The 15,520-nt window shown below is 29.7% G+C and carries 14 protein-coding genes and 2 pseudogenes; all 16 read right to left on the bottom strand.

Annotation, left to right across the window (positions count from 1 at the left end; genetic code table 11):
- Nucleotides 1-433 precede the first annotated feature (433 nt).
- A complete protein-coding gene (locus tag AYC61_RS19505) occupies nucleotides 434-1,387 on the bottom strand; it encodes an ABC transporter ATP-binding protein (RefSeq protein ID WP_066507145.1) in 954 nt (317 codons plus the stop codon).
- Nucleotides 1,387-2,442, bottom strand: coding sequence for an ABC transporter ATP-binding protein (locus tag AYC61_RS19500; RefSeq protein WP_066507143.1), 1,056 nt, complete (start codon nucleotides 2,440-2,442; stop codon nucleotides 1,387-1,389). Before AYC61_RS19500 ends, AYC61_RS19505 begins: the two co-directional genes overlap by 1 nt.
- A gap of 11 nt (nucleotides 2,443-2,453) precedes the next feature.
- Nucleotides 2,454-3,389, bottom strand: coding sequence for an ABC transporter permease (locus tag AYC61_RS19495; RefSeq protein ID WP_066507141.1), 936 nt, complete (start codon nucleotides 3,387-3,389; stop codon nucleotides 2,454-2,456).
- A 14-nt stretch (nucleotides 3,390-3,403) separates the two neighbouring features.
- Complete coding sequence (locus AYC61_RS19490) at nucleotides 3,404-4,339, bottom strand: ABC transporter permease (protein ID WP_066507139.1); 936 nt, start codon at nucleotides 4,337-4,339, stop codon at nucleotides 3,404-3,406.
- A gap of 244 nt (nucleotides 4,340-4,583) precedes the next feature.
- Complete coding sequence (locus AYC61_RS19485) at nucleotides 4,584-6,323, bottom strand: peptide ABC transporter substrate-binding protein (protein WP_066507136.1); 1,740 nt, start codon at nucleotides 6,321-6,323, stop codon at nucleotides 4,584-4,586.
- A gap of 281 nt (nucleotides 6,324-6,604) precedes the next feature.
- A complete protein-coding gene (locus AYC61_RS22155; protein WP_275935269.1) occupies nucleotides 6,605-6,733 on the bottom strand; it encodes a hypothetical protein in 129 nt (42 codons plus the stop codon).
- Between the two features lie 62 nt (nucleotides 6,734-6,795).
- Entirely contained in the window at nucleotides 6,796-8,271 is a 1,476-nt protein-coding gene (gene lysS / locus AYC61_RS19480) for a lysine--tRNA ligase (RefSeq protein ID WP_066507133.1), read from the bottom strand.
- A gap of 11 nt (nucleotides 8,272-8,282) precedes the next feature.
- On the bottom strand, nucleotides 8,283-8,759 hold the full coding sequence (gene greA, locus AYC61_RS19475) for a transcription elongation factor GreA (protein WP_066507130.1): 477 nt from the start codon (nucleotides 8,757-8,759) through the stop codon (nucleotides 8,283-8,285).
- A 218-nt stretch (nucleotides 8,760-8,977) separates the two neighbouring features.
- Nucleotides 8,978-9,964, bottom strand: coding sequence for a tRNA dihydrouridine synthase DusB (gene dusB / locus AYC61_RS19470; protein ID WP_066507127.1), 987 nt, complete (start codon nucleotides 9,962-9,964; stop codon nucleotides 8,978-8,980).
- Nucleotides 9,965-10,302: 338 nt separating this feature from the next.
- Nucleotides 10,303-11,082: a type III pantothenate kinase gene (locus AYC61_RS19465; protein WP_066507124.1), complete on the bottom strand. Its 780-nt coding sequence runs from the start codon at nucleotides 11,080-11,082 to the stop codon at nucleotides 10,303-10,305.
- Nucleotides 11,083-11,122: 40 nt separating this feature from the next.
- Nucleotides 11,123-11,395 (bottom strand): annotated as a pseudogene (locus tag AYC61_RS22220) (ECF transporter S component); the annotation flags it as partial.
- Nucleotides 11,396-11,473: 78 nt separating this feature from the next.
- Nucleotides 11,474-11,875 (bottom strand): annotated as a pseudogene (locus AYC61_RS22215) (ECF transporter S component); the annotation flags it as partial.
- A gap of 155 nt (nucleotides 11,876-12,030) precedes the next feature.
- The gene (locus AYC61_RS19455) at nucleotides 12,031-12,999 is read right to left on the bottom strand and encodes a P1 family peptidase (RefSeq protein WP_066507121.1); all 969 of its coding nucleotides are present in this window, start codon (nucleotides 12,997-12,999) and stop codon (nucleotides 12,031-12,033) included.
- On the bottom strand, nucleotides 12,992-13,978 hold the full coding sequence (locus tag AYC61_RS19450) for a biotin--[acetyl-CoA-carboxylase] ligase (RefSeq protein WP_066507152.1): 987 nt from the start codon (nucleotides 13,976-13,978) through the stop codon (nucleotides 12,992-12,994). The genes AYC61_RS19455 and AYC61_RS19450 overlap by 8 nt, the downstream gene beginning before the upstream one ends.
- A gap of 97 nt (nucleotides 13,979-14,075) precedes the next feature.
- The gene (locus AYC61_RS19445; RefSeq protein ID WP_242866846.1) at nucleotides 14,076-14,408 is read right to left on the bottom strand and encodes a DUF1294 domain-containing protein; all 333 of its coding nucleotides are present in this window, start codon (nucleotides 14,406-14,408) and stop codon (nucleotides 14,076-14,078) included.
- A 592-nt stretch (nucleotides 14,409-15,000) separates the two neighbouring features.
- Nucleotides 15,001-15,426 (bottom strand): 3-hydroxyacyl-ACP dehydratase FabZ, encoded by a 426-nt coding sequence (gene fabZ / locus AYC61_RS19440; RefSeq protein WP_066507120.1) that lies wholly within the window; start codon nucleotides 15,424-15,426, stop codon nucleotides 15,001-15,003.
- Nucleotides 15,427-15,520 lie beyond the last annotated feature (94 nt).

Raw genomic sequence — 15,520 nt, 5'->3', positions numbered from 1 at the left:
TTCAATTTTCAAGGTTCTATATCATCTTTCGTCTGCTTTCTTTCGCTGCCGACTTTTACTATTATGCCATGAATTTAATTGTTTGTCAAATACTTTTTAAAATTTTTTATTATCTTCTTGCTGTTATTGTGTATTTTTCAATGTTTTTTTAATAATAAATTTTAACATTTGCCTATTGTATTACAGCATTATGTCACTATTATAATCTTTTTATCTATATCTAATCGTCCTCATTTCTTAATAAAATATTCGAATTATAATTAATTATAATATTATCGCAAACTATCATTTAGCTTTTTGCATATTTAATATATTAATATGCTTTAGCGGTTTTGGGTAAATACAAAAATCTTTGCAATATATTTTCTATTTTTAACGAATTATTATATATCATAAAAAAGATTCAACTCTAAAATTGAATCTTTTTTATTCCTTAAAATAAATGACAAGCTACAAAATGATTCTTTTCTATTTCTTTTAATTGAGGTGCCCTTTCTCTACAAATTTTCTTAGCATATTTACATCTTTCTGAAAATTTACACCATGGTTTTGGATTTATAGGACTTGGCACTTCTCCTTCTAATTCGATAACCTGTTTTTTCTCTTCTATATCAGGATCTGGTATTGGTATTGCTGATATAAGAGCTTTTGTATATGGATGTAATGGTTTATTATATAGTTTTTCACTAGTTGTTAATTCCATAATAGCACCTAAATACATAACACCTACTCTATCAGAAATATGCTTGACCATTGATAAATCATGTGCAATAAAAAGATATGTTAATCCTAATTCATCTTGCAATTTTATTAAAAGATTAACTATCTGAGCCTGTATTGAAACATCCAAAGCTGATATAGGTTCATCACACACTATAAATTTAGGATCAACAGCCAATGATCTTGCTATTCCTATACGTTGTCTCTGACCCCCTGAAAATTCGTGTGGAAACCTCAAAAAATGTTCCTTGTTTAATCCGACTAAATTTAATAATTCATATACTCTATCTTGTTTATCTTTTTTAGAATAATCAGTAAAATGTACATTCAATCCCTCTTCTATAATACTACCAACCGTCATTCTAGGATTTAGAGATGCGTATGGGTCTTGAAATATTATTTGTGCATCTTTTTTAAATTTAATTTGTTCTTTATTGTTCAATTTATGAACATCTTTCCCATTAAAAATTACCTTTCCACCAGTAGCTGTATATAAACCCGCTATTGTTCTACCACATGTCGTTTTGCCGCAACCTGATTCTCCTACTAATCCTAATGTTTCGCCTTTATTTATTGAAAAACTAACATCATCTACTGCTTTTAATACTGCTTTACTACTAACACGAAAATATTTTTTTAAATTTTTTACTTCTAATAAAGTTTCCACTAAATAACACCTCCCGCTATTTTAATTCTGTCTATTTTAGGTGCATTTTCGTGTTTTAACCAGCATGATACAGAATGTGTACCACTAATAGTAGTATCTTCTGGTAAAGCTTCTCTGCAAATTGGCATACAATACTCACATCTTGTAACAAATGGACAACCAACCGGTGGTTTTATTAAATCCGGTGGAGTTCCCTTTAGAGAATAAAGCTTAGATTTATTCTCTATATCAAGTCTTGGTACAGATTTTAGTAATGCCCATGTGTATGGATGCTGTGGATTATAGAATATTTCCCGTTTCGTTCCTCTTTCAATTATTTTACCAGCATACATAACCATTATTCTATCGGCTACATTTGCAACTACACCTAAATCATGTGTTACTAAAATTACAGAAGTATTTGATTTTTGTTGCAATTCTTTAATTAAATTCATAATTTGAGCTTGTATCGTAACATCTAGTGCAGTTGTTGGTTCATCTGCTATCAATATTCTAGGATTACACGCTAGAGCTATTGCTATCATTGCTCTTTGCCTCATTCCACCTGAAAATTGATGTGGATACTCCTTTGCTCTTTTTTCAGGATTCGGAATATTAACTAATCTCAAAAGTTCAACTGCTTTTTTTAGACCTTCTTTTTTATTTATCTTAGAATGTATTTCTAAACTCTCAGATATCTGATGTCCGATTTTCATAGTAGGATTTAAAGATGTCATTGGATCTTGGAAAATCATACTGATATCTCCACCTCTAAGTAATTTTAATCTTTTTTTGTTCATTTTTAAGACATCTTCTTTTATCTGCTTTATTTCTCCAGCTTCTTTTATTTCTCCAAATAAGTTAATTTCGCTTCCTTTTTTCATCTCTCCTGGTGGTATAGTTATAAGCTTCATAAGTGATTTAGCTGTAACTGTCTTACCACAACCTGATTCCCCTACTATTGCTAATGTTTCTCCTTTTTTTAAGTTAAAACTAATATCGCGAACCGCTTGTACCTCTCCTGCATAAGTATGAAATGATACTCGTAAATTTTTAACTTCTAAAATTCTATCCATAATAATTCTCCTTATTGACGTAATTTAGGATCCAAAGCATCTCTTAAACCATCACCTAATAATGTAAATGAAAGCATTGTTAAACTAATCATTAAGGCTGGTAAAAACAACTGATACGGGTAAAACATTAAATTTTCTTGAGCTGATGATACTAACATACCCCAACTAGTATTAGGGGATTGAACTCCTAAGCCTAAATAGCTAAGAAATGCTTCTGCAAATATAAAACCAGGCACATCAAAGGTTATTGCTACTATTACTACTCCCATAGTATTAGGAATAAGGTGTTTTCTAATGATATCTAATGGTTTTACACCCAATGCTTTAGCAGCCATAACATATTCTTGTTCCTTAAGCTGCAATATTTGTCCACGGACAAGCCTTGCCATGTAACACCAGCCTGTAATGGTCAATGCAAGTATCAAAGAAAACAAACCACTTTTTTCAAATATTAATGATATTAAAATAACTACTATTAAATAAGGTATACTTGATAATATCTCAAGAATCCTCATCATTATTGTATCTACTCTACCCCCAAAATAACCAGCAATACCACCATAAATACATCCTACAACTGTATCTATTATTGCTCCTAGAATACCAATTAATATTGAAATCCTACCACCCTTCCATACACGTGCGAACAAATCTCTACCTAATTGATCTGTTCCAAAATAATGCTCTGAAGATGGTGATAAATTTCTTATTGAAGAATCTACTTCTTCATAGGAATATTTAGTAAGCATCGGTCCAACAATTGTCATAATGGATATTATTGCTAGTATTATTATTGCTAACATAGCAATTTTATTCTTTTTCAATCTTCTCCATGCATCCTGCCAATATGTTATATTCGGTCTATGAATTGCTTCATCGTTTAAATCATCACAACCAATAATCTTGAATTTCTCAACATCTTTTGCTAAGCTTGTATTATCACTCATTTAACCATCCCCCTTTATTTTTTTCCTTTTCCTAGTCTTATTCTTGGGTCTATAACACCATATAGGATGTCAATAACTAGCAAGGATGAAATGTATAAAAATGTGAAGAAATTCGTTTGTCCTAGTACCATTGTATAATCTCTATCATTTATAGCTGATACATAGTTAAATCCAAGTCCGGGAATGCCAAAAATATTTTCAATGACAAATGAACCAACAAATATCATTGCAACCTGCACTCCTAAAATTGTAATAGCAGGTAAGAATGCATTTCTTATAACATGTTTCCACACTAACCTTAACCCTGTAACTCCTTTTGCTTTAGCTGTCAAAAGATAATCTTGATTTACTATATCTAATACATTTGCTCTCATATATCTTGCATATGTTGCTAAAGAAGTAAAACATAGAGCTATTGTTGGCAGTACCGTGTGTTTTACACTTCCCCAGCCTATAGTTGGAAACCAATTATGAACTACTGTATATCTGTATTGAAGAAATGCGGCTAATACAAAACTTGGAACAGAAACACCTAACACAGCTAATATCATTACTATATAATCCGGCCAAGTATTTCTCTTATAAGCAGCTATTATTCCAAATACTATCCCTAATATTACACCTATACATAACGCCTGTATTCCCAATCTTGCAGATACTGGTGAATAAGTCTTTATAATACCTGATACGCTTCTACCAGGATAACATAATGATTCACCTAAATCTGCATGAAAAATCAGCTGTTTCATATATTTAAAATACTGAATATAAAGAGGTTGATCTAATCCATATTTAGCATAATAATTTGCCTTTATTTGCTCAGGCAAATTCCTACCCATTGATGCTAAAGGATCACCAGGTATTAAATTTATAAGAAAAAATGTAATACTTACAACTATAAATAAAGTTATAAACATGAATATGATTCTTTTAATTACATATTTTAACATTTGAAAACCATTGACTTGTTTTTTAAACTATTAGACTCTGGAATATGCTTATAGATTTCTTAAGTCTAACAGTGCAAAGCTGTTAAAGTCAATGATTAGCACCTCCTCTGTAAATTTGCTTTGCTCCATTTTTAGGCACTTTTGAAAAATTATTAACATTAAGCGACTTATGTAGAATCGCAGTTTTTAGTTCTATGCTCAATTTTATGCCCTATACTAAGATTGTATAGGGCATATTATTATTTTAGTTTTTACCTTGAATATATGCATATTTAACTTCTGAAGTACCAAATAATGGAGACATTAAGTTCTTGACATACTTCGCCCTAAATGTATTTCTCTGTCTATATACTGTAGGAGCTATAACAGCATCTTCGTATAGTAATATATGTTCTGCCTTCATAAAACATTCAAGTCTTTTTTTAGGGTCTAATATACTTTGTGCTTCTGCTATAATAGAATCATATTCTTCGTTCACCCAACCTGTTGGTACCATACGAGCATTTGAAAGCCACATATCTAAGAATGTCATTGGATCATTGTAGTCTCCTATCCAAGCCATTCCACCTATTTGATAGTCCATTTCTTCAGTTAATTTTTGGAATATAGGCCATTCAACATACTTAGCTTTCATATTTATACCTAAATTCTTTTTAAGCATTTGTTGGCAGTACTCAGCATAATTTCTATCCCATTGAGTCGTGCCTGTCATCAACATTGTTACTGTATGCTTTGAAGGATCAGGATCTAAGCCTAATTCTTTTAAACCCTTTATTAACAATTCCTTTGGATCAGGATTTTCTTTTTTTAACTTTCTAAGTGGTTCTACTTGTGCAAGATCTCTATAATCTTTTCCATCTATTTGTAATGACGGTGGTACCCAACCATATGCTGCTTTGTATAAACCATGGAATATAACCTCAGCCATGTCTTCTCTAGTAATTGATAATGAAAACGCCTTTCTTATATTGGCATTTTTAAATAATTCATCCTTTTGATTATAGAATTGATAGTTAGTTGATGGGTCATATCCCTGAAGTCTTTTGAATTTACCACTTTTCTCAAATTTTTCTATCCATTCTGTTTTTGATACTCCACATGAATCTATTGTTCCATTGTATAATGCATTGTATCTTGCATTAGGCTCATTTATAACCTTATAATTAACTCTCTGAAGTTTTACGCTATCTTTATCCCAATAGGTATCACTTTTAACTATTGATATTTCATTATTGTGAACCCATTTGTCCATTTTAAATGGTCCGCAACCTATAATTTTGTCAGCTTCCGTACCATAGGTATCACCATACTTTTCAATTATGTCTTTACGTTGTGGTAACATAGTCTTAAAATATGTTAATTGTGCAAAATAAGCACATGGAGCTTTAAGTGTAAATTCTAATGTCTTATCATTTAAGGCTTTTATACCAACTTCTTCGGCAGTTGCTTCGCCTGCATTATATTCTAAAGCTCCCTTTATAGGTGCTAATAGATAAGCATACTGAGATGCGGTCTTAGGATCCAAAACTCTCTTTATGCCATATTCAAAATCATGTGCTGTAACAGGCTTTCCATCTTCCCAGTTGAAATCTCTTAAATGGAAGGTCCATACTGTACCATCATCATTTATATCCCAATTTTTTGCTGCTGCTGGTTTTATAACGTCATTTCCATTTTCATCTTGCTCAATTCTTGTTAAATTTTCAGTTATTTCTGTTAATATCATCGCTGAATCAACATCTGTACTTTTAGCAGTGTCTAAAGATTTAGGCTCGGAAGTATAAAGATTGATTACCTGATCTTTGTCAATCTTTGGTTCTGTTGAACCTTGACTTTCGTTTTCTTGATTGCTATCCTGCCCTTGGCTATTTTCTTGATTTTCTTGTCCTGTAGGTTGTGATTGTTCATTAGAACATCCTACAAAAAATGAACTAATTACAAAAACAACTACTAACAATAGAACTAATGACTTTTTACAATTCACAATATAACCCCCTTGTTTTAATTAAGTTTTATATATTTTGAAAGATATTATGTTCTTATTTGTTTTTTATTGTATATTTTATTTTTATTTTACATATTTTATTTTTATTTTTATTTTATCTTTATATTTCTTTTATTGTATTTATTCTACATTTTTTATATATTACCTTCTAGATATAACAAAATATGTTTGTAATTAACTAGTTTTTTATTCTTTTAGTTTAAGTTTGTTCTAGCATTTCTTTAATACTTTTTTAAAATGGTTCTATTTCTATATATTTATTAAAGCTTGTGTGAATTTATTTCTTTTTTATCATTGTGAATAAAAAACACTACTAATTCATTCACCTTTGGAAAACAAAAATAGGGTGCATCAAAATGAAGATTTTCAATATCTTGAATTTCATTCATTTTGATACACCCATAAATGAGCTATCTACGTTTTATAATAGTTCCTTTTTAACAACTACTATTTATTTTAAAGGTTTCATAGTTGGGAATAACAATACGTCTCTTATTGATGTCTGATTTGTTAAAATCATTATTAATCTATCAACACCAATACCCAAACCACCTGTTGGTGGAAGTCCTACTTCTAATGCATTTATAAAATCTAAATCCATCATATGAGCTTCGTCGTCTCCAGCTTCTCTTTGTTTAAGTTGAGCCTCAAATCTGCCTTTTTGATCTATTGGATCATTAAGCTCTGAAAATGCATTTGCAATCTCCCATGTATTTGCAAAAGCTTCAAATCTATGAGTTCTTCTTGGGTCTTCTGGATCTCTTTTTGAAAGTGGAGAAATCTCAACTGGATGATGAGTTATAAATGTTGGTTGTTTTAAATGTTGCTCACCATATTCTTCAAAAAGTTCACTTATAACATGGCCTCTTGTCATACATGGTTTTATTTCTATACCTTTTTCTTTAGCCACATTTATAGCTTCTTCATCAGTTTTTATATCTGAAAAATCAACTCCAGCATATTTAAGCACTGCTTCTTCCATAGTCATTCTGTTCCAAGGAGGTGTAAAGTCAATTTTTTCTCCTTGATATTCAACTACTGTAGTACCTAAAGCTTTTTCACATGCATATGCTACAACATTTTCAGTAATTCTCATCATATCTTCATAATCAGCGTAAGCTTCATACAATTCTATTGCAGTATACTCTGGGTTATGCTTTATTGACATTCCTTCGTTTCTAAACATTCTACCCATTTCGTATACTTTATCAAATCCACCAACAATCAATCTTTTTAAATACAGTTCATTTGCTATTCTTAAATACATATCTATATCTAATGTGTTGTGATGTGTAATAAATGGTTTTGCATTTGCCCCTCCTGCTATTGTATTTAAGATAGGGGTATCAACTTCAAGAAAACCTTTATTATCTAGATATTCTTTAATGGCTTTTATTATTTTTGATCTTAATATAAATGTGTTTTTTACTTCTGGATTAACTATCAAGTCAACATATCTTTGTCTATATCTTAAATCAGGATCTTTTAAACCATGCCATTTTTCAGGTAATATTTGTAATGATTTAGAAAGTAATATAACTTCCTCTGCTTTTACTGAAATTTCGCCTCTTTTTGTTTTAAAAATCTCACCTTTTACACCTATAATATCACCTATATCATAAGCTTTTAATAATTCATAGTCCTCTTCTCCTACTATGTCTTTCTTTGCATATATTTGAATTCTGCTTTTACTATCTTGAACGTCGTAAAAACCAACTTTTCCTTGACCTCTTTTTGACATTATTCTTCCTGCTATGCTTACTTTTTGACCTTCTAACTCTTCAAATTTTTCTTTAATCTCTACACTGTTATGTGATATATCATATTTTTCATTTATAAATGGATCTTTGCCAATTTCTCTAAGCTGATTTAATTTTTGTCTTCTCATTATCAGCATTTCATTAAGACTGTTATCATTTGTGTCCATTTGAATCTCTCCTATCTATTAATATCTAAAATTTCATATTCCATACTTCCATCTGGAACCTGTACTTCAATAATTTCTCCTTTTCTTCTACCTATAAGTGCTTCCCCTACTGGAGATTCATTTGATATTTTAAATTCATAAGGATCCGCTTCTGTTGAACCAACTATTGTATATTCTATTTCTTCATCAAATTCTAAATCTTTTACTAAAACCTTTGATCCTACTCCTACTACTTCAACAGAAATTTGATCGTCATCGATAACTTCTGCATTCGCTCTCATATTCTCTAATTTAAATATTCTCTCTTCAACTTGTGCTTGTTCATTTTTGGCTTCATCATATTCGGAGTTTTCACTGATATCTCCAAATGCAAGTGCTGTTTTTATTCTCTCTGAAACTTCTTTTCTTTTCTTTGTTTTTAAGTAATCTAATTCCTCTTCAATTTTTTTTAATCCATCAATCGTTAAAATAACTTGTTTATCAGACACTTACTCTCTCTCCCTTTCAATAATTTTAAAGGAACAAAATCTATGTTCATTAAATAGAACACGACTTTGTTAAATATTAAGTATTAAAACATTTGTACTATATTAATATATATTATGAAATTTACAAAGATTGCCTTAATTATATGTTGATTATTATAATTTAGTAATACACCATTGTCAAGAGTAATAAATACCTATATCTTATTTTATTATGATATTTAATAGCTTTTAGTGTTATCAATAAAATTTAAATAATTTATTAGTTCTTTTATCATATACTCTTTTTCTACAAATGTATTGATTTTCCCTCTTATCTCAGCAGAATTTTTCATACCTTTTGTATACCATCCTATATGCTTTCTCATTTCTCTTACTGCTATATCTTCTCTTTTTATAGAACATAATAGTTCAAGATGTTTTATAGCCATATTAATTCTTTCTTCATTTGATGGAGCTAGTATACTTTTATCATCTTTTAACAAACCTATCGTTCTTTCAAATATCCAAGGGTTGCCTCTACTACCACGCCCTATCATAATAGCATCGCATTTCGTATAATCAATCATAGCTTTTGCATCCTCAGGTGTAAATATATCTCCATTGCCTATTACAGGAATTTTCACCTTATCTTTTACTGATTTTATAACATCCCAATTTGCTTTTCCGCTATAATACTGTTCTCTAGTTCTTCCATGAACAGTTATAGCGGATGCACCTGCCTGTTCTACTAATTTTGATATTTCTACTGCATTTATGTTATCGTTATCCCAACCTATTCTTATTTTCACTGTTATAGGTTTTTCTGAAACTTTAACTAATGCTTCAATTATTTTTTTTATTAGCTTTGGTTTTTTTAATAAAGCACTACCATCACCGTTTTTTACTATTTTCGGAACAGGACATCCCATGTTTATATCTATGATATCAATATCTTCTCTTTTATTTAATTTATCATAGACTACGTTACTCATTATATCTGGGTCAGAACCAAATATTTGGACAGCTATTGGTCTTTCTATCTCGCTTATCTCTAGCAATTTATTTGTTTTTTTATCACCATAGTACATACCTTTACAGCTAACCATTTCACTGTAAACTAAACCAGCACCCTTTTGCTTACATAATATACGAAATGCCATGTCAGTTATACCAGCTAAGGGAGCTAAAAAAACATTGTTTTCAATTTTAATATTACCAATTTTCATCTAATCACCCTGTAATATCATTAATTATTTTTCTTTTGTTCGTTTTTTATAATAATTTAATTCTAAATATTATTATATATTCTATTAGCGAAATATTTCAAATAATTTTTATGCTTTTGTTCTAATTATACAAAAATATATGTTATTTCCAATGTAATTATTAATAGGCTATAATATATATTATAAATAATATGTATTAAACGGTAACTAATTATACCGTTTATTGTAATCTCTTAAAGTATATATATTCAATCATAAATTAAAACCTGTGAATTTACACAGGTTTTAATTACTAAAATCTGCAATTTTATGTGTCTCTTACTCCTCTTTGAAGAAATTTATTTCTTTGGATTACTGTTCATTTCATATAGTATTCGTAATCCTTCCAATGTTAAAAGTTTATCTACTTTTGTAATAGTTTTTGATTCTGTTGATATTAGAGTTGATAACCCTCCTGTTGCTATTACATTATTAACTTCTTCTTCAAGTTCATCTTTCATTCTTTGAACTATATAATCAATTAATCCAACATATCCATATATCATACCAGATTGCATGCTTACTATTGTATTTCTACCTATAACTTTTTTAGGCTTCTTTATTTCTATTTTTGGAAGTTTGGCAGTTCTGTTTACTAATGCCTCACTAGCAATTTTTAAACCTGGCGTAATTACGCCTCCTAAATATTCTCCTTGTTTTGACACAGCACAAAATGTTATGGCAGTCCCAATATCTACAATTATCAATGGACCACCGTATTTATTATAAGCAGAAACTGCATTAACTATCCTATCTGCTCCAAGTTGTCTAGGGTTATCGTATTTAATATTCATTCCTGTTTTGATTCCTGGACCTACTATTATAGGGTTTTTATTGCAGTATTTTATGCTCATAGCTTTTAATGAATACATAATATTAGGAACTACAGAGGATATTACAACTGCTTCTACATCTTTTAATGATAAACCATTGTATTTAAACAACCCATCTATAATCATACCGAATTCATCAGATGTTTTTTGTCTATCAGTTTCTATTCTCCAATAATTTACTAATTTCTTCGATTCGTATACTCCTAATACAATATTTGTATTCCCAACATCAAAAACTAAAATCAATTTTGTCACCTTCTTCAATATATTTATCCTATGTTAAGTTCTATTTCTTATTTTTTAAACCCATTACTACACCTGTTACAATTAACATTGCTACTATTATCTCAGGAATTCCATTTGTTATTCCTATACCTAATATTACTTTACCTGCTGTTGATGTACTATAGCCTAATTTTTCAACAAAGTCGGCTGCATAAATAAAATATATCATGAAAAGAACTCCAACAGTATTAGTTAATGTTCCTATAGCTGCTGAAACAACTACTTCTAAAGCTTGATCTTTAAATTTTCTATATGAATAAATTCCTAATATTAGTATGAAAATTATCAATAATCCTTCAATCGTTTTTGTAGCTGTACTAATTTCATCAATTTTTATATCTGTGTAAAACTTGTTAAATAGATAGGCTAATGATGATAACCAAATAATAATTAGAGTAAAAACAGATGTCTTTCTACCAATCTTTTTGAAAGCTTCATAAGAATAGTATGCTGTTATTCCTATTAACATTCTAGGTAAAATTGAAACTAATGGATTCAAAAACACAAAAGAAACTGGTGTTGGGTTTGTAGCTGCTTGAAACATACTGAATAGACCAAATATTATTCCTACTAAGACTCCTACCACTGGACCTTCTACTATAGCTCCTATTATAACTGGAATGTGCATAATAGTTGCTCTTGTAGGTCCTATTGGTATAAAACCCAAAGGAGTCAATCCTAATACCATCGAAATAGCTCCAAGCATACCAACTACAGCCAGTTTTCTAATTGAAAAAGACTTAATTTTTTGCATGTTATAACCTCCCATTCTAGTTCCTTTTAAAGGATACTAGTCGTTTTATTTTAGTTTTGAAACAGTCTAGCTCTTTTAAAAAGATGCCAGCTTGCTTACATATTCATATTTTAACAACTTATACTCATAAAATCAAATAGGATTTTACAACTATATTATTTTTTTTTATTAATATCTTTGTACGATAAAATATCATTACAGCTACAAGCTGATTTAATTGAGTTATTTACAGCTTTAGCCACAGCTTCAGCTCCCATTGTTCCTATTAAATTTATATCTGCCTCAACTTTTCCTGTAGCTATAGAAAATATGGTATCACCGTCAAACATTGTATGTATTGGGTTTATCGTTCTTGCAAGACCATTATGAGCCATTTGTGCAATTTTGTTTGCTTGTGCCTTATTTAATTTTGCATTTGTAGCTACGACACCTATAGTTGTGTTTTTCATTGAAAATCCTTGTAATTGCTTATTTTTTTTCATTATATTATAAGTATTAAGCTGCCTATTTTCTTTATAATCATACACGCCTGCTAATATTTTGCCACTTTCAAAATCAAATACATCGCCAAAACTATTTGTAATTATCAATGCTGCTACCCATAAATCTCCTACATTTATACTAACGCTACCTAAACCAGATTTCATAGCATTATTAGCGCCCAAAATTTTTCCTACTGTTGCACCTGTTCCCCCTCCAATACATCCTTGTCTGTTTTCATCATATGATGCATTCTTGCAAGCTTCATATCCCATGTCATAATCTGGTCTAATTGTGTAATCACCTATTAATAAATCAAAAATAACAGCTCCACATACTATAGGTACTTTTGTTACTCCTACATCAAAACCAATATCGTTATCCTCTAAATATTTCATCATACCTGAAGCACAATCAAGTCCGTACGCACTTCCACCTGCTAAAGCTATTCCATGAATCTTATCTACTAAATTTTCAGGTTTTAATAAATCCGTTTCTCTAGTACCTGGTGCAGATCCTCTTACATCTACTCCAGCTACTGCACCCTCAGGACAAATAATAACTGTACATCCTGTTATGCCTTGATCACTTTGTGCGTGACCTACTTTTATACCTTTTACATCAGTTAAATAGCCATTATACATACCAATCTAGCCCCCTTACAGAAACTTCTCCTGAGATAATATTTCCTTTTGTACCATCATCATACTTAACTACAAGCTCGCCTTTGTCATTTAAATCTAAAGCCTTAGCTAATACTTTCTTTCCTTTAGAAATTATACTTATTTGTTTACCCAATAATATAGATGCTTGTTTACAAATGTTAATCGCGTGCTTTATATTGTTATTGTATACAAAATCATTATAAAGCTGTTCGAAGTTGTTTAAAATTTCAGCAACTAGCTCTTTTCTAGAAATTAAACTATTTGCTTCTATTTTTAATGATGTTGCAATACCTTTTATTTCTTCGTTTATTTCGTCTTCTTCTAAATTTGCATTTATACCCATTCCCATTATTATATAATTAATTCTGCTTAATTCAGCATTCATTTCTGTCAATATACCGCAAACCTTTCTACTATTAATAACTATGTCATTAGGCCACTTTATATAAGCATTTAACCCCATGTTTTTTATAGCACTATAAACTGCCGCTGCACCTATTTGAGTAACTATAGCAGCGTCTGAGGGCTCTATATTGGGCTTCAAAATGATAGACATCCAAATACCTTTACTCTTTGGTGATATCCACCGCCTGCCTAGTCTTCCTTTTCCACCTGTCTGTTCTTCACTAATTACAATACATCCTTCTTGAATGTCTACATTTGATGCTAATTCTTTAGCTTTTTTATTTGTAGAATCTATTGTATCTAAATGAAATATTGTTCTTCCAATATATGATGTTTTAAGATAAGGCTGTATTTCAGATAAAGTTAGTATATCTGGTGCTGATATTAATTTATAACCTTTGTTTGATACAGACTCAATATTGTAACCTTCTTTTCTAAGTATATTAATATGTTTCCATATAGCTGTTCTGCTAACTCCTAATTTATCACTTATTTTTTGACCCGATATAAAATCATTTTCTTCTTTTAGTAAATTTAATATCTGCTCTTTCATGTTTATATCCATTCCTTTCGCTTTGCTCCTTTATAAACTAATGTTATTTATATAATTTGCCTATTTGAGTAGTTAATGAATAGTTCATAGCATGTTTTTAATTTATAATCATAAGACGTCTAGTTATAATTATTTCTAATATTCTTGTCAAAATATAAATTATTGGTATACCAATCCTAAATTTATTTTTCTTTATTTTATGCTTAAATATGATCATACCAATTAATATTCCTAACCCTCCACCAAACCAAGAAAGAATAAAAAAGGTTGATTCTCTAATTCTACTTTTTTTATTTTTAGCTTTCATTTTATCATAGCCCATTAGAACATAACAAACAATATTAATTAATATTAGATAAATCCAAAAAGTAAACTGTGCTATTGAAAATCCCATTATGTTTAATTTGAACATTTCAAAATATACTTTCATTTTATCATCCTTTATATTTTTTAACTTTCATTTAAATTTTATCATTTGTTTCTTTTGTTAACAACTTAACTTTTTATTGAAACTCATCAAGCTATAGTTTAATTTTTAATTCACCCGCTTATATAAGTAGTATCTTAAAAATTAATAAACTAAACTTTTTTTAGGAATTTTCTCTAAATTTTTATTTAAAACTAATATATAAAACCTAGAATATTTGTATAAGGTTTGATACTATAAGCAGTATCTATATGGTTGCTAGTTAATAATGTGAATTTATGTTTACCATCCAGGCTGGTATTAAATGTATTTAAAATTGTACCTTTATAGTTATTTATATTATATACCTTTTATATTCTTTATTTCAATATTTTACTATATTAAAAACGATTTATTGATTTCTGTTTTATAGATTTTTTTAAGCTTTTTCCTATTTTGAATAAATGTAGCTTTCTTTAATATGAGATGAGTCTTTTTTTCTTAAAGAATGTAAACTCTCAATCATATAATTGGAATACTTAAATTTTAATATTTTTTAAACAATAACAAAATAACCTCCAATTATTCGACTGAAGGTCATTTTTGCACTGTTTTTCTATTTTTCAACTGCAAATATTAACTCTGCCTCTGCTGCAACTTCATCACCAACATATGCTACTGCACTGCCTATGCCTACTGTTCCTTTCACTCTTGTAATCTCTGTCTCTAGCCTCAATACATCTCCTGGCAAAACCTTTCTTTTAAACTTTGCTTTTTTTATTCCTCCAAAATATGCTGTTTTCCCTTTATTTTCTTTAAGACTTAGTATTGCTACTGCACCTGTTTGGGCTAATGCTTCTATTATTAATACTCCCGGCATTACATGTTCTTTGGGAAAATGCCCTAAAAAAAAGTATTCGTTTACTGTTACACATTTATATCCTACTGCTCTTTTGCCCGGCTCTAATTCTTCTATTTTATCTACTAATAAGAATGGATATCTATGTGGTATTATTTCTTGTATTTGATTGCTGTTTAGCATTTTTTTAATCCTCCCATTTCTTTAATAACAATACTGCATTATGTCCTCCAAATCCTAATGAATTTGACATTGCATATTTTAAATCTGCTTTTCT

This window comes from Abyssisolibacter fermentans (assembly GCF_001559865.1).
Lineage (GTDB): Bacteria > Bacillota > Clostridia > Tissierellales > MCWD3 > Abyssisolibacter > Abyssisolibacter fermentans.
The sequence above is the reverse complement of the archived record's forward strand: the minus strand, read 5'-3'. Positions and strand labels throughout refer to the sequence as shown.